The organism is Ancylomarina sp. 16SWW S1-10-2, assembly GCF_009669305.1.
Taxonomy (GTDB): Bacteria; Bacteroidota; Bacteroidia; order Bacteroidales; family Marinifilaceae; genus Ancylomarina.
The window spans coordinates 206196-223230 of sequence record NZ_SADB01000004.1; the positions used below are offsets into that span (position 1 = coordinate 206196).

14 protein-coding genes are annotated in these 17035 nt (G+C 32.9%); 5 read left to right on the plus strand and 9 right to left on the minus strand.

Translation table 11 applies throughout. From position 1 onward, the window contains the following. Positions 1-15 precede the first annotated feature (15 nt). Complete coding sequence (locus EMN46_RS04870; protein ID WP_154199554.1) at positions 16-1287, plus strand: family 43 glycosylhydrolase; 1272 nt, start codon at positions 16-18, stop codon at positions 1285-1287. Between the two features lie 468 nt (positions 1288-1755). On the opposite strand, the gene clcA is transcribed toward EMN46_RS04870, so the two are convergent. The 8 genes from clcA to EMN46_RS04915 form a co-directional block, all read right to left on the minus strand. After that, positions 1756-3099, minus strand: coding sequence for a H(+)/Cl(-) exchange transporter ClcA (gene clcA / locus EMN46_RS04875; RefSeq protein WP_154199555.1), 1344 nt, complete (start codon positions 3097-3099; stop codon positions 1756-1758). Positions 3100-3129: 30 nt separating this feature from the next. Then, a complete protein-coding gene (locus tag EMN46_RS04880) occupies positions 3130-3747 on the minus strand; it encodes a MarC family protein (RefSeq protein WP_154199556.1) in 618 nt (205 codons plus the stop codon). A gap of 184 nt (positions 3748-3931) precedes the next feature. After that, entirely contained in the window at positions 3932-4633 is a 702-nt protein-coding gene (locus EMN46_RS04885; protein WP_154199557.1) for a hypothetical protein, read from the minus strand. A gap of 253 nt (positions 4634-4886) precedes the next feature. Next, entirely contained in the window at positions 4887-5567 is a 681-nt protein-coding gene (locus EMN46_RS04890) for a class I SAM-dependent methyltransferase (protein ID WP_154199558.1), read from the minus strand. Positions 5568-6269: 702 nt separating this feature from the next. After that, the gene (locus EMN46_RS04900) at positions 6270-6758 is read right to left on the minus strand and encodes an HD domain-containing protein (RefSeq protein WP_154199559.1); all 489 of its coding nucleotides are present in this window, start codon (positions 6756-6758) and stop codon (positions 6270-6272) included. A gap of 35 nt (positions 6759-6793) precedes the next feature. After that, on the minus strand, positions 6794-7492 hold the full coding sequence (locus EMN46_RS04905; RefSeq protein WP_154199560.1) for a hypothetical protein: 699 nt from the start codon (positions 7490-7492) through the stop codon (positions 6794-6796). 348 nt (positions 7493-7840) lie between these two features. Further along, positions 7841-8539, minus strand: coding sequence for a hypothetical protein (locus tag EMN46_RS04910; RefSeq protein ID WP_154199561.1), 699 nt, complete (start codon positions 8537-8539; stop codon positions 7841-7843). Positions 8540-8745: 206 nt separating this feature from the next. Further along, positions 8746-9543 carry a hypothetical protein gene (locus tag EMN46_RS04915; RefSeq protein WP_154199562.1) on the minus strand — a complete coding sequence of 266 codons (798 nt, stop codon included), beginning with the start codon at positions 9541-9543 and terminating at the stop codon, positions 8746-8748. A 527-nt stretch (positions 9544-10070) separates the two neighbouring features. Between EMN46_RS04915 and EMN46_RS04920 the strand changes: the two genes are divergently transcribed. Genes EMN46_RS04920 through EMN46_RS04935 form a run of 4 tightly spaced genes read left to right on the plus strand, consistent with a single transcriptional unit; the run spans position 10071 to position 15538 of the window. Beyond that, positions 10071-12692 carry a YfhO family protein gene (locus EMN46_RS04920; protein ID WP_154199563.1) on the plus strand — a complete coding sequence of 874 codons (2622 nt, stop codon included), beginning with the start codon at positions 10071-10073 and terminating at the stop codon, positions 12690-12692. Next, on the plus strand, positions 12682-13905 hold the full coding sequence (locus EMN46_RS04925; RefSeq protein WP_154199564.1) for a CDP-glycerol glycerophosphotransferase family protein: 1224 nt from the start codon (positions 12682-12684) through the stop codon (positions 13903-13905). Before EMN46_RS04920 ends, EMN46_RS04925 begins: the two co-directional genes overlap by 11 nt. Further along, positions 13902-15149, plus strand: a complete 1248-nt coding sequence (locus tag EMN46_RS04930; protein WP_154199565.1) for a CDP-glycerol glycerophosphotransferase family protein — start codon at positions 13902-13904, stop codon at positions 15147-15149. The genes EMN46_RS04925 and EMN46_RS04930 overlap by 4 nt, the downstream gene beginning before the upstream one ends. Further along, complete coding sequence (locus EMN46_RS04935) at positions 15149-15538, plus strand: adenylyltransferase/cytidyltransferase family protein (protein WP_154199566.1); 390 nt, start codon at positions 15149-15151, stop codon at positions 15536-15538. Before EMN46_RS04930 ends, EMN46_RS04935 begins: the two co-directional genes overlap by 1 nt. Here EMN46_RS04935 and EMN46_RS04940 read toward each other — a convergent pair whose 3' ends face one another. After that, positions 15539-17008: a lipopolysaccharide biosynthesis protein gene (locus EMN46_RS04940; RefSeq protein ID WP_154199567.1), complete on the minus strand. Its 1470-nt coding sequence runs from the start codon at positions 17006-17008 to the stop codon at positions 15539-15541. Positions 17009-17035 lie beyond the last annotated feature (27 nt).

Below are 17035 nucleotides of genomic sequence, written 5' to 3' on the forward strand. Positions count from 1 at the left end.
AATAATTTTTCAATTATGATACGAAGAACATTATCTAGGATACTGTTGATAGCGACGGGGGCTTTATTTGTTCTAGGATGTGAGGCTCAAAGACAAGAGGCTGGCGGTTTTCCTTTTAAGTTACCCAATGAAAAGCCTAATAGAGCATTAAGTGCTGCTATGGAACGCAATTATGATGCTTATTTAGCACCTATTCCACAGGAAAATGAACTTTACACACAGTTTAAATATACCGAACTAAAAGGCTTTGATTACAATGATCATGATGGAACTATTTCTCGAAGAGATCCTTCAAAGGTGATTTTTGCCAAAGGGAAATATTACGTGTGGTACACACATCGTGATTCACCAACACCACCTCAAGGTGCTGCAAAATGTAACGATACAATTCCATCGAGTGATTGGGATTTGTGTGATATTTGGTATGCTACAAGTAAAGACGGATTTACTTGGGAGGAGCAAGGTGTAGCAGTTCCTCGTCCTCCAAAACCAAATGTAGGTTGGCGTTCGGTTGCTACAACTGATATTTTGGAATGGAAAGGTAAATATTATCTATACTATCAGGGTTTTCAGGAAGCTAGTGGTAAACGTGGTGATGATTGTCCGGTAGCTGTTTCTTATGCGGATTCTCCTGATGGTCCTTGGGTTGCATACAATAAAATCGTAATTCCAAACGGTGGAGAAGGAGAGTGGGATCAGTATTCTATTCACGATCCATATCCATTGGTATACAAAGGAAAGATTTATTTGTATTATAAGTCAGATGCAAATGGACAGCCTAATTTAGTGCGTATGCAAGGTTTAGCTACTGCTGATAATCCATTGGGACCCTTTACAAAATGTCCTTTAAATCCGGTGATTAACTCAGGACATGAAACTACACTTTTTCCTTTTAAAGAGGGAATAGCAGCTTTGGTAATTCGTGATGGTAACGAGCACAATACCATTCAGTATGCAAAAGATGGAGTGAATTTTAACATTGCTTCTATGGTTACATTAATGCCAAATGCAGGTGGTCCTTTTATTCCGGATGCTTTTACTGATACCAAAGATGGTAGAGGAATTACTTGGGGAATTTCACATTTAACTACTGTTACTGGTTGGAAAACGAATCATGCAATTTTATTGCGTTTCGATTGTGATTTGAGTCAGGATGTGAACGATATAGGGATGAAAAGGACACATGAATATAATAAGCCTGAATATTACTTTAAGCATGGCTTAAATGGGAAGCAAAAGAAACGTATTGAAGAAGAAAATAAGGCAATTCAGAAAGCCAAAAAATAACAAATAAAATAGCCATTTTATGGCAATGAAAAAGGCCACTGCAATTCAATTTGTAGTGGCCTTTCTTATTTACAAGTATTTATGATGTCTGCACTTTTAAATTTAGAGAGTTTTTGGTCAAGTTGTTCTATGAGTAGTTTTTTTGTTTCTCACCAGGTATCTGTTTTATACATATAAGTATGTAAATTGGAGTAAATATATATAAATGTATAATATATCAAATTATAAAATACATATAAGTATTCTTTTGGGAATATATAAATACATATACGTATGATTATAATGTTGTAAAAAGGTCCAGTCTTTAATTAAAACAACGGTTAGTATAAGAATAGTAGCTGACGACTACGTGACACTTTCTTGTCAAGATACACAAAAATTGCAGCGAGCTAATATTCTTAGATTTACTCCAACTTCGGTTGTTACTTTTTCATGTATATCCTTACCTGCGGGATCTTATTCTATTCATTAAATTTGATTATCAGGCGTTGAATTTGCCAGAGTACGTTTTAATAAACTTGTATAAATTGGTTTATTTCCAAGTAGGGCAGTAAATACCGAAGCAGTAACTGTGGTAGCTATTAAAGGTAAAATTAATTCATAATTTGAAGTCATTTCTATGGCAAGCACCAATCCTGTAAGAGGTGCTCTAACAGTTGCTGCAAAAATGCCAGCCATTCCTGCAACAGCGAAAACACCTGGGTGCGAAATGAAAGTGGGGAAAAAGTGTTGCATGATAATTCCAAACAGCATGCCAAGAATAACTCCAAGTGTTAGCATTGGTAAAAAAATACCTCCTGGAACACCAGAAGCATAGCTAAAAAATGATAATAGCATTCTTGCAATAAATAAAAATAATAAAAAATATAAGGTGAAAGAATTATCGAGTATTTTAGTAATTGTATCATATCCACCACCTATCATGTCTGGGGATATAATACCTATTATTGCTATAACCAAGCCTACAAATATTCCTGTATAGATGATTGGGGTTTTAGTAGTGAATTTAAATAAATCTAATGAAATGATAAGTAGTTTATTATATAAATAACCGATAACACCACATAGTAAACCCAGAATTATAAATAGCCATAGTCCAAATGTATTTGGGTTTGGAAAAACCATCATTTGTATAATTGGTTTAGATTCAACTAAGGCTCTAACAGTAAAATCGGCTGTTCCCGCACCAATCATAATAGCAGCCACAGAATAAAAGTTAAATTTAAAATGGCCGTGCATTTCTTCAATAACAAAAATAATACCTGCAAAAGGGGCATTAAAAGCACTTGCAAGTCCTGCAGCAGCACCGGCAGACTCCAATGGGTTATTTTCAATATCCGATTGCCCTAAAGTATCCTTAATCATTTTACCAATATTGGCACCCAATTGAATCGTCGGTCCTTCACGACCTAACAGTAATCCACTTCCCAAAGAAAATAATGAGGCAATAAATTTTATTGGTAATACTCTTTTCCAGCGCATAGGTCGTGTGCCATCCAATGCGCCTTCTATTTCTTGAACGCCACTGCCTGAAGCTTCGGGTGCAAATTTTCGAACTAAAAATAAGGCAATACTTATTCCTGTAATTGCAAACAAAATTGGCCATAGCCAACTTATGAATCCGGAATTTCCTGCATTTGCATATAAGTTGAGTCTAAAATTTTCGATATAACTAAGTGTTATTCTAAAAAGAGCACCAACAAGGCCTGCGATAAGCCCAATTATGAGTGCATAAAATAATAGCCTGAAGTTTTTTGTATCCTCATTTGTATATCGTTGATATTCCTTAAAAAATGGATTAAGCTTCATCATGAATCAATTGAGTTTATTTTTTTGATTAACCTAAGCTAGGTTAAACGCTAGTTTTATTCCTTGAATGAGCATTCCAATTCCCATTATTGAAAGAATTAAACCCATTATTTTGCCTATAACTGTTATTATATTGTGGCCTATTTTTTCAACGATATATTCGCTAAAACTGAAAGCTAAGTAAGTGATGTAACATATAATTGCAAAAATTAAAATAACTATTCCAATATGAAAATAATTATTATCGGAAACAAAATTCATAGCGGTAACAATTGTACCCGGACCAGCTAATATTGGAATTGCTAAGGGGGATATCGCAACATTTTCATCAATTTTTGCTTCTTTTATATGTGTTATATTCGATTTTTTTGATTGAAGCATTTCAAAACCAACATAAAAGAGTAAAATACCACCTGTTATTTTAAAGGCGGGGATTGTAATACCAAATAATTCAAATATAAATTTACCTAGTACTACAAATACAAAAACTATTAAAAATGCAGTTATTGTTGCTTTTTTATTAATCCTATTTTTCGTTGTTTCATCGGCATCTTGAGCTAATGACAAGAAAATAGGAATATTGGCAATGGGGTTCATTATTGCAAAGAAACCTGTAAATACCGATAAGGAGTATATCAAATATTCTGTCATATCACTATTCGTTTAAATTTTCCGTATTCACTCGTTTCCACTCAAGCAGGTAACGGTTGACTGAAAAATGTAGGGCATTATTAGTAATAAACTCAGCCAAGCATAAAGTTCATTAAGAACAGGGAACTTGCTTAAGCCATTATCTACCCAATGTTTTTATAGCCTTCGTTATGAGGGGATCTTATTAAAAAAACTTCCTATTATCAGTTACAAGATTTGTATTGTCAAAATGGCCGTTGTCAAAATCAATTCTATCTGCCTTAACTGCAACAGGGAAGAAGCTATTACCACTTGATACCATTTTTAATTTGCTTTCACTAAGCATTGAAAAATCAAGCTTTCCGTCAACAATTTCATTTAGCTTAACAACTAAGTTTGTGTCTAAAGAATAATCAGTCTCAATTTCTACGACAAGATTTTTGGCAAATAAAATACCTGATATGACTAATATATTATCTTGATTAGCATTCTTTAGCAATGCTTTATTAGGATGCTTAAAATCAGCATTTGATAGATAATTTTGAATTTCTCCGATTGGTACTTCTCTTGTTACCGAATTATCATAACTAATTGTTACTTTTTTTCCTGATTTAACTTCTGAAGAAAGTTCAAATGTTCCTAATCCTAAGGATTTTAGAATTTCGTCTAGTAATGATATGCCGATATTAAATCTGTATTCATCTTTTGTAGTGGAATCTATATTTAGTGCTATATTCTCCACCTGATTTAAGTCAACCTTACTTGTAAAAGCATGGTCAATATGAGAATAATATATCTGAACATCATTAAAAGGTTTTTTCAACCATAATTGTAATAAATTATGATTTCTTATTGGCCCCTCAATTAAATCGTAGCCTTGATCTCTTAACGTTTTTGTAAGACTCATTTTTAATTTAGTTTTTTATTGATTGCTTACTTCCTTTTATAGTCATTTTTCAGCTTGTTCAGACTGTTTTAATTGCCCGTAATGGTCTTGCTACATTTTGTGCTTTATCATTTTCTATTTTTCTGAGTATGGCTTAGTTAAACTATTTGTCTGATTTTGTTCAACTAACATTTTGTATAACAAAACAGTGTAATAAGAAATAGTAATTTATTTCTTATTACATTTTATACATAGCTAAATAGGTTGAGAATTTTTATTTAATGCAGTAAAAGCCAGCAAAGGTGTTCGATGTCCATAATATCTCAACGACTTTAAAACCACAGTCTCTTAACAGTTTCATAAAAGTTTCAATTGTTATTGGAAAGTAGTTAACACCAAATCGGCTACTATGATTAAACGATTCTTCTTCTGTTCTACCTTGGCTTATTTGAAAATTAATACTTTTTTGTTTTGCATATTTTATACCTGCCTCCGAAGCGGGTGAAATATTTTCGGTAGTAATAAAAAGGCCTCCATCCTCTAAAAGATTATAGCATACTTCTAAAGCTTTTTTTCTGTTTTCCCAATCAAGATAATGATGACATTGAATAGCCGTAATAATATCGGGGGTACTTGTCTTTATTGTTTCAAGTTCCTGAGTCGTACAAACACCTATTGATTTTACATTCTTATTTTTACTATTCTTATTTAAGCTTATATCCATCATCTCTTTTGATGGGTCAGCTAAGAGAAAATCAGTATCACAAAATGCTTTAACAGCCAAATCAATTAGGTTTCCTGTTCCACATCCAGTATCAATCCAACATTTGGGTTGGGGTTTAATAATTTTAACAATATCAATTACCTCATTCATCAATAGGTCGTAGTAAGGTAATGTTTCTCTGACCTGTCTATCGTAGGTCTCCGCTAGATGCGGTGATGTGTTATCGCTCATAAATTTAATTTTTATTTAAAATAATTTCAAAATTTAAATGCATTATCACTTTTGCTCAGCCTTGCTGTCAAGAGTCTTGCTTTGTTTCTTGGGTTTCCGAAAATTGTCGGAATTTATGACTGTTAGAACTTAGCTTCTATAGTCATTTAAAAACAATCAAAATTGATGATAGGTGGGTAGAAATACCAATATCACATAAAGTAGATTACAGATATTTCAGTATTAATTCGAGAAAAAATTGAAAAGGGTTTTAGCCACTCCAGTTAAGTACTTCTCTGCTTTTTGTTATATTATGTATTAGCATTCTAGATTTGATTAATTCGCCTAAAGGGAAAAAAATATCTACCGCTTGTTTTTAACCAGTGGTTAAATACACATTTTCAGCTTTGTCAATTGACATCCTATTACAGCCAAATTTAACAAAAAGCGTCTTATTTGTCAAGGAACTATCCTTTTGAATATTATATTATATGTTTTTTCTGCTTGAGCGTCTGTTATATAAAGAATTTTTCCATCGGGAGTTCCGAGCGCACCACTGGGTTTTTCCAAATCATTACATACTCGAATAACCGATGAATGGTCTGGATTGATATAATACACATGCATTCCGTTTTGAGGAAGTTCGGAGTCATTATTACCATATTTTGGGTCCGTAAAGTAAACACAACCTTTCCGTAAGGCCCAATATTATAATTATACAATTTAACCTTTACAGTACATGCTGTTAATTAATGAAATACCAGTTTGAGTCTTAAAATATTTCTTTTGAATGCTCTCAATCGAATGGTCTGGCATTTTATCTTCATCAATATTTACTAAAAAATCAGCTTCAATCAATATTTGAAAATCTATTCCATCTATTTTCTGATACGAATGATGATTTCCAATTAAATAACAAATTCTATCGAGATTTTCCTTTTTAAGATTTATTTCCGAAAGTAAATCTGTTGCAACAGCAGGACCTTCTTTTTCTTGATATGGTCCACTTGTATTATTGTATTTTTCTTTAGCATTTTTAATCCCAATATCATGAAGAATAGCAGCAATATCAATGATTAATATTTCATTGTCTGATAAATTCTCCCGACGTGCAATACAACTTGCAAATCCATAAACTTTTAATGCATGGTTTATTCTCCGAACATCTTTTCCGAAGTGCTCAATCATCTTCTGTATTATTCTACCCGTCATTTTGTTTTAAGTGTATTCGTTTTCTAGTTTTGCATCTATCGTGCTAAATTATTGAGCTTGGTTTTTATTTTGTCGTCATCAATTTTATACACAATAATGTGTTCGGTGTCCCAATATGTTTTCTTTATAAATTTATTTAAAGATTTAAATGTATTAGGTTCAAACATTCCATTTTTTGTGTAAAATATTTCATCACGATAATATACCGTGTGAATAATCCATCCAAAATTGTTAACAAAAGCAAGTAGAACATCGTTCGGAATAGTTTTTTTTAGATTTTTCCTAGGAGTTGTAGAAAACTCAGTAATGACTTTAAAAGAATTCCTTAAAATTTTCTCTAGTGATTCACTCTTGATGCTTGTTGTTTTTCTAAAAATGTTTTGACTAAAAGTCTCATTATTTTCAAAATATTTCTCAAGTGCGTATGAAAAGCAATTTTGTATGCTTGTTTCATCTGAAAGGACATAACCCTTTGAAGCAAAATAACCTTTGTGTTCGATATTTTCCAAAGAAGACGTGTCAGTTTTTTTATCTTGATTTAAGATATTTATTTTTATCGTATCACTCAGCCATAAAACGTTAATAATCATGGATTTATTTTCTACTTTTAACGTGTCTAGCACTGTAAGTTTGAGATTAATCGGAGAATGAGTTGACAAATTTGTTTGGCAATAAACTTGTGTAAAAATAAAACTAAGAAGTATTGTGATTATATACTTTCTAAATGGTGTCATTTTATTTTGTATTTATGTTAATTATAGTTTAATAAATGTTAGTGAATCAAAGGTATCTACCTTTCATGTTTGCATTGAGTAAAGTGTAGAAATGGTTCGCTGAGATGTTGAACATTTTCAATCCTTTAATAAGTCTAGAAACTTAAAATTCTAATTGGTACAATTCAACAAGAAGAGTAAAGGACAGATACCGCAACATTAGCCCATAGCTAAGTGGAGAGACTAGTTCTCTTTCGGATAACTTAAATTCTCATCTAATTTAATAATGTAAATATAAAGGTGTGTGAGAGGTTCTCCTCTAGGCTAATGGCTTAGCGGCAGCCTACTCGATTAGCATTTCGTGTTTTATTATTTAAATATATCCTTCATCTTATCAGGATTAGTTAATCGAGAATAATAATCAGTATATATCTTTTTTACTGTTTCATTATTCTTAAATTTTGTTGAGTGTTCTTTACACTTTATTCTTATTTTATTCACCAATTCGTTGACATCAGGGTTTTCCAAATTCGAATTTTCAATCTGTTGATATAAGTCTCCGATAAGATTGAAAAAAATATCTGTCAAACCATTATATATTTTAGTAGGAGTTGATAATAAATCCATTGTATCATCAGCGTCTTTCTTTTTTGACTCAATTTTAGTTAAAATCACTTTCAAGTTACTCATATATAGATTTTGGTAGTCTTCTCTGCATGAATCTTCATCTGAAATATCGCCATTATCAAGTAAATATTTTTTAAATCTGTTTTTAATTCCATTATCAAAAAACGATAAAATAGAAAGGTATGTATTGAACTTTATATCATGGAGAAACTTATTTCTAAAATTCATCTGTAATTCTAAGCCTTGATATTCATCCTTTTCAAGAACATCTATATCATATAACAAATCAATCTTATTTTGAAAACTTATTCCCGCTTTACTTCCAAACAGTTTTGTTTTAGTACTATTATTTATACCCAGACATAAAAGCAAGAGTATCTTTATTGATTCCTCAATTTGCAATGCGTATTCCAATACTTCAGTTCTTTTATCTAAATCCATATCTATCTATTAGTGTAGGTGATAAGTTATTGTTTAGTAGACTCTACTAATGGTCTTGTGTATGAAACGTAGTGTGTAAAAAGGAATTACTTTTCGGATTAAACACAGAGCCTAATTTAAAAATTTGGTGGTTTTTGCAAATAAGCATAAACCGTTTAGTTTAGCACTTACTAGCGATGTTTTATACACGTTATTATACATAATACTTATTCAAGTTTAGGCACTCCAAATACGCCTCCAAGAAAACTACCAATCAACCTTGATATATCATTTCCGCTGGCTTTATCAAAACTCATAAACTGAATAAATTTTTTCTTTGACCATTTAATTATCGTTCCAAAAGAAAGACTCCATTTTCGCTTAACTTCAGAAATTGTCATTTGAGACATATCTTCTTTTAATTCCGAAAGGTTTGCTTTTGCATTATTTAAATCTTGATATTTTTCAGTTGTTTTATCTTTAATAGACTTTAATTCTTGCTCTAAAAATTTCACTTGCTTGTCAATTAGTACTACTGCCAAGTCTTGTTTTTCAGAAGACAGAGGAAATTCTTCCTCATATTCATTAAATGGCATTTTTTCTTGTACTTCTTTAGAGTAAAATTCAATTATTTTGTCTTTTAAGAAAAAATCTATTGGGTTTACTAATTCATTAATTATAGATATATTTTCTTTCCATTTTTCTAAGTCAGCTTTTAGTTGGTCGCATATTTTTTGATTAAATATGAGTTTTTTTTGATTCGTTTTTTTACTTGAATCTTTTGCATTTGGATAGTAATTCCAGTCAATATAGTCTCCGTCTATTATAAAATTTATCTCAAAGGAAAAACTACTATTTTTAATTTTATAACTAGTCTTTATGTTTTCGTAAGATATATTATTGAAACTGACTTTTGAAGAAACAGCATCTAATTCGATTTGTTTCCTAAATGGAATTAATTTCTCATTAAAGCTGTTTAAAAGTGTAATTAAGGAAATAGGAAGTTTTTTGGTTATATCTATCATTTGTTTGTTAATTTTATATTATGCATAATAAGTGGCTAAAGTGAAGTGCGCTTTAGCCCATTTAGCTGTTGGTTCTTATAAGTTGTTGTTTTGCTTGCTTTTATTTAATGTAATCACATCTAATTGACTTTTTATTTTTGCAAGAGACTTTTTACTTAAGTGACTGTAAATGTCAATTGTCATAATTAATTTTTGATTTGAAATTCAAATCGATTCCTCCTGAATTTAAATAACTTGTATCAAAGTTATGAAAAATATAGACTAAACAGTTTTGAGCTTTGCCGTGAAAATTGCAGCATGTTTAAATAGAATCTATCTACATAAGAGCTTTGTAGTTCTATTGTCCTTTGTTATAGTAAATCAAACTTAGTATTTATGTTCCTTAAAAAGCCTATACATCTTTAGTTAATGCTTTCTGGTTTTTTTGTACTTTAGTGGCTTAATTGGAAAATTACGAATGAATAATTGCGAATGACTAAATTCGTGAGCTTTGTATCGTAATGAATAACCGTAATTCGTAATTGAGAATGAATTTTAAGTCGATATTTAAATCTGCATTACCACATCTAGTTTCAATTGTTGTTTTTCTTATAATAGGATTTATCTACTTTCAGCCTGTGCTAGAAGGTAAGCAGTTGCGCAAAGGCGATTCGGTGAATGCTTGGGGAGGAAAAAAAGAGATTATCGATTATCGAAAAGCGACTGGCGACGATCCACTTTGGACCAATTCGATGTTTGGAGGTATGCCAGCCTATCAAATTAATGTTGATTATGAGGCGAAGGATATGTATACTTTCAAGCAAATAATGGAGTTGTACACACCCGACCCTGTTCGTTTCTTGTTACTTTACCTTCTCGGATTTTACATCCTCCTTATTTCGCTTCGGGTTAATCCATGGCTATCTTTGGCAGGCGCTATTGCCTATGCATTTTCAACTTATTTTATCATTATTATAGGTGCAGGTCACCTCTGGAAGGTAAATGCGCTAGCCTTTATTCCTCCCGCCTTGGCCGGAATTCTTATGGTGTTTCGTGGGCGCTACCTTTGGGGCGGTTTGTTGGCAAGTTTCTTCCTTATTTTGGAACTCTATTCCAATCATATTCAGATGACCTATTATTTTGCTATGATGGTTTTCTGTATCGTGATATTTGAATTTTATCACCGATACAAAACTAAGGAATTAGCTCATTTTTTCAAGGCAATTGCCGTATTACTTGCTGCATCCTTTATCGCAATTGGAGTGAATAATACCAACCTTTTTAATTCGTACGAGTATAGTAAATCGACCATACGTGGCAAATCTGAATTAACATTGGGCGATAGTAAGGATAAAACCACTGGGCTCGATAAAGGGTATGCAACCCAATGGTCGTATGGTATTCCCGAAACATTGAGTTTACTTATTCCTAACGTAAAAGGAGGAGCTGGTTCGCCACAAGAGGCTGTTCAAATCGTGAAATATGTAAGTAGCGGTCAAATTCAAAAGGTTGACGATTATTATAAACTAGAGCAAGTTGATAACCATCATTATTGGGGAAATCAACCTTTTACGGCAGGTCCTGTTTATGCGGGAGCATTAATGTTGTTCTTATTCGTGCTCGGCTTATTCATTGTTCCAGGACGATTGAAATGGGGTTTGCTTACAGCTACGATTCTGTCCATTATGCTATCGTGGGGACACCACTTTGCAGGCTTAACCAATTTCTTTTTAGACTATGTGCCGCTTTACAATAAGTTTCGTGTGGTCTCGTCAATACTAATAGTTGTGGAGCTTTGTGTGCCATTGTTGGGCATATTAGCTGTCAAAAAAATTATCGACGAACCCGAAGTTTTAAAGCGCAAGATTGCTTTTGGCTCATTCAAATTGAATATTGGAATTATACCTTTTGCCCTTACAGGTGGTTTGGCTATCATCCTATATCTACTACCTAATTTAGGTCTCGATTTTTTGAGTGATATGGAAACTAACTATTTCGCACAAATTAAATCGGGTAATCCCGATGCCGTTGGTTTTATATCTCAAATTCAAGCTGATTTAATAGATGCTCGAATCTCAATCTTCAGAGCCGATGCTCTACGATCAATTTCATTTGTAGCTTTGGGAGCGGGATTATTAGTTCTTTTTTATCGTAAGATAATAAATACGAAGATCCTGATTCTGGCTTTAATCGTATTGGTATTAGCTGATCTTTGGCCAGTAAACAAACGTTATTTGAACAACGATGCTTTTGTTACCCCAAAGGATATGAAATTGGCTTTTAATCCAACTCAAGCTGATTACGAAATTCTACAAATGGAATTAAATAAGCATCCAGAACTAAGAGAGCCACTACAAAAAGCTGTAGCTAATTATAAAAAAGAAAATCGTAAAGCCGATCAGTACGAAACAATAGCTGCCCAATTGTGGGCTTTAAATATGAATTCGAATTATCGTGTTTTAAACAAAACGGTAGGCACATTTCAGAATTCAAGTACCTCATATTTTCACAAATCTGTTGGCGGATATCATGGTGCTAAGCTGCGACGCATACAAGAACTTTACGATTATTATATTGAAAAGGGCAATGCGAATGTGATTAATATGCTGAATGCACGTTATGTTATTGTTCCCAAAAAAGAGGGCGGTATTCAAGCTGTTTATAATCCCGATGCTTTAGGTTGTGCTTGGTTGGTTTCAAATTATAAATTAGTTGACAATGCCGATGAGGAAATTATGAGTTTAGGCGCATTTAATCCTACAAAAGAGCTAATTGTTGATAAACGTTTTGCCGATCAGGTGAATGGTTTTGTAAGTAGTCCCGATAGTTTGGCAAGCATTGATATGACTCACTATGCGCCCAACGGCATTCAGTACGAATACCAATCTAGTACAGAGCAACTAGTGGTATTCTCAGAGATGTATTACCAACCAGGATGGAATGCTTATGTCGATGGCAAATTGAGCCCTCATTTTAGAGCAAATTATGTGTTACGTGCTATGCGATTGCCTGCAGGTAAACACAAAATCGAATTTAAATTCGAACCCAAAGCTTTCTTTGTGGGTGAGAAAATTTCTTTGGCAAGTATGATTTTATTCTTTGCCTTGGTATTAGGAGCTTTAGTATGGACTTTAAAAACAAATAGAAAAGGAACTAGCGATGAGTTATAAACTCAGTAAAAAGCAGCAATTTTTGGCTTTTATGCAGAAAATCGTTTTTCTGCATCTGGTCATCTTTGTTCTTCGTAATTTCTACTATTTACTTGAGAAATTGGTGAGGAAGGATAAGCGAATTGCCTTGTTTTTCATGACTGAGAAATACTATTACGACAACTCGAAATACCTTTTTGAGTATATGCGCCGTAAGGACGATTTTAAATCTGTCCTTTTTACAGCAAATAAAGTCTTGTATGCTTCATTAAACGAGAAGTTTCCCGGCGAAGTTGTTTATGCTTGGTCGGTGAAAGGTTTATTCCTTTTTCTCCGAACACGAAATGTGATTATCTCCTACGGTATTAGTGCTGCTCCCTTTTTTCCTTATTATCTGCACGAAAAATGTAAGCATGTTATTTATTTGGGGCATGGAATTCCTATGAAAAGAATGGGATTGCAAACTTCGGCTTGGCAAAAGTATGGTAAGCGATATCAGTTACAGAAATATAGCTTTATGGCAGCCTGCTCACCGGTAGAACAAGTGATACATGGTGCTGGTTTCAATATCGATATGAATCATGTTTGGGTAAGTGGTTTGCCTCGTAATGATTATTTACAGACAGCAAAAAAAAATGAGGCTTTATTAGAGAAACATCCTTACCTAAATCAAAAGGTCATCCTTTACGCACCAACTTGGCGAGAGGAAACGCAATCGGCAGAGTTTTTCCCTTTTCAAGATTTTGATGCTGAACAATTGGATGCCTTTCTTGAAAAAGAGCAAGCTTATATTCTGCTAAGAGGGCATAAGGAAGACATTAAGCGCGACGATGCCTTAAGTCATTTCGATGTTTCGAAGATGAAACGCGTCTTAAAAGCGGATCAGAATTTATTCCCCGATGTATATGAACTCTTACCTTACGTCGATGTTCTGCTGACAGATTATTCATCCATTTGGATTGATTATTTGTTGCTAGATAGACCAATTGTCTTTATTCCATACGACCTAGAGGAGTACAAGATGACAAAAGGTTTGTTCCTCGATTTTGAGAAGAATACACCAGGATATAAAGCGGCTAATTACAAAGAGTTTCAGTCTCAACTTGAAACTTATTTGAATAATCCACAAGAACACGCCAATTGGCGAAAATATATTTGTGATATGTATCATTCTCATCAGGATGGTAACAGCTCACAGCGAATTTGTCAACTGATAAAAGAATTGAATCTATGAATCTAAATAAATATTCTAAGCCAATTATTTTTCTAACCACCCTTTTAGGATGGATCTTTATAGTCCCTCTCACTTATTTGATTCCCAAAAAGAGAAACCGAATGGTTCTTATGGGTGCTAAAGATGGTTTCTTTATAGATAATGTGAAATTTTTCTTTTTATATCTTTCTGAAAAGGAAGCAGATCAGGATTTTTATTTACTAACAGCCAATAAAGATACATACGAAACACTTAGGTCAAAATATTCAAATATTCTGTATTATCCATCGCTAAAGGCATATTGGATAATACTTCGAAGCAAAGTATTGGTGGTAGATAATTTTTCGTGGATGGATAATTGTCGTTTCCAATTGTTTTGGCGTGCGAAGATTATTCAGATTTGGCATGGAATTGGCTTCAAAAAAATTCAACGAAGCAACAAATTCTTTATTAAAGAAAACTCGTCTTTGTATAGACGATTTATCTTAAATTTTGTAGGAAAGTTGCCTGTTTATAATGCTCTTATCTCTACTGGTGAATTTTTTACAGAAAAATTTTTCAAACCTGCTTTTCTTTCAGATTATTTTATCGATACTGGTTATCCAAGAAATGATGTGGTTGTTAATCCCGCGAAATATCAAAATTCAGACATAAATTCTGATGTGGCAACAATTCATAAAGTAGCAAAAATGCGTAAAAATGGGATTAGATCTATTCTTTATGCTCCAACTTTTCGTGATACTGGTGGAGACGGAATTTCTGATGGAATTTTAGATTTGGAGAAATTAAATCAATTCGCTTTAAATAATAATTTTGTGTTTGTATTTAAGTTGCATCCTTTGCCACAATATAAATCGATTAGTGACAATTTTGAGCGAATAATATGGTATGATAATGTTATGGATGTGTATCCTTTTTTGCCTGAAGTAGATGGGATGATAAGTGACTATTCCTCAATTTATATGGATTATATTTTATTGAATCGACCTATATTTTTTCTCTTATACGATCGGGAAAAATACGAAACGAAGGATCGAGAACTACATTCTTTCTTTAATGACTTCCTTGTTGGTTCTATCTCTACAAATCAAGCTAAATTAGAAAAAGATCTTGTTTCTTGTTTCTCAGGGAAAGATGAATTTAAGAATGAAAGATCAAAGATTATCAAAAAATCATATATGAATATAGATGATAACAGTTCTCAAAGAATTTTTAAATTCATTAAGGAACATTATCTTCGTAACAATCTAAAAAAACTTAAATAATGAGAAGAGTTATTACTTTCGGAACATTCGATTTATTTCATATTGGTCATTTACGCATACTTGAGCGATCTAAACAGAATGGGGATTATCTAATTGTTGGTGTTTCTACTGATGCTCTGAACTTTTCTAAGAAGCAAAAGAATCCTATTTGTAACCAGGAAGATAGAATGGATATCATAAAGGCGCTTTCTGTTGTCGATGAGGTTTTCTTTGAGGAATCATTAGAGCTTAAAGGTGAGTATATCAAAAAATACAAAGCTGACGTCTTAGTAATGGGAGACGATTGGGCTGGTCGTTTCGATATGTTTAAGGATTTATGTGAAGTGATTTATTTGCCAAGAACGCCATCTGTATCTACAACTGAGATTATTGAGATTATTAAGCGATAGTTATCGCTTAATAATTTTCATTGCAAACGCATTAAAATCATCCGAAATACGAAAGACTAGAGATAATGCGATATAGATAAGACTTACGACTGTTCCTCTAACAACAATATCGATGATAAATGAATCTTGTGTAGGAAGCAGGTATGTGATGTAGTAAGCTATGATTGCACTTAGTATAACCAACAAATAGCGGTAGTTGAAAGGTTGAAATTTATAGCGTTTTAGAAGAAAAAGGTATTTCAATAAGTTGAAGAAAAAGTTAGCCGCAAAAGATGCTGCAGCTGCACCAATAATTCCCCATATAGGAATCATAATTGCATTGCTAATAAGAATAAATACGGCATAAATGCCTAGGAAAAGGGATTGCTTACGATAAGCAGGTGAGTTTTGAATTACCACACCACTAATTCCCGAAAGCATAAGGACCACATTGGAGAGTCCAATAAAGAATACCACATACTTTCCTTCGGTATATTCTGGTGTGACTATTTGAAGAACATTTTCAATATTTACCCACAAACCAACAAAAAGTAAGCTGCCTAGCATAAAAAGATGTAATCCGCTTTGCGAGTAGGTTTTTGATATGGTTTTTAGATCTTTCTTTTTCCAGGCTTCAGCGATTATAGTACTTGATATTTTTTTGAAAGATCGGGATGGCATGGATATTAGAATTCCAAAATTAGCCATTACAGCAAATATACCTGTGGCTCCAGAACTGATCATTCCCATAATCATCAATTTGTCAATTTGGGATGCAATTTTATCTCCAAAACTATTTAGAATGCCGTAAAAAGACGTGTTTAGCATGACTTTTTTAAGATCTGGTTTAATAAAGTCTAGCTTGGGTTTAAAAGAAACCTGCTTACGTTTAATCAATAAGCCAAATAATAATACGGCAGGTAAACAATATGCTGAAACATAAATAAATACCAATTGGTTGAAGTCGATGTAGTTTTTCCACAATAGCAGGAGTGAAGCTAATACGATAAATTTAAAAACGATATCTCTAAAAAATGTGCCCGAAGTCGCATCGTAAAGAACTCGATTATAGGAATCGAATAAATTATAAAAGAGGCTGAAGAACACTAATGGGATGAGGTAAAACAGATAATTGAGATTGATTACATCATCGCCTTTGAAATAATTAGGAGCAAAGGGTAGAAACGAAAAATAAGCGACCAGCGAAATGGCAAAACCCAATAGTCCAACACAAAAAAGAATAAACATGAATCCGTTGTGTTGGTTTTCTTCGTTACGAAAGTAAGGGAATAACCTAGATATAACAGCACCAAAACCTAAACCTGAAAATTGCGCAACCATCATGGTGGTTGCAATTAACCATGATAATAAGCCAACTTCTTCGGTAGAAAGAACTCGCGGATATAAAATAGCAATATTCACAAGCCCAATTAGAGCTCCTAAATATGAAAATAATGATCCAATAATGGTTTGTTTGCGGATGATCCCCAACTTATTTATTTTTAGTGTGAAGTATGA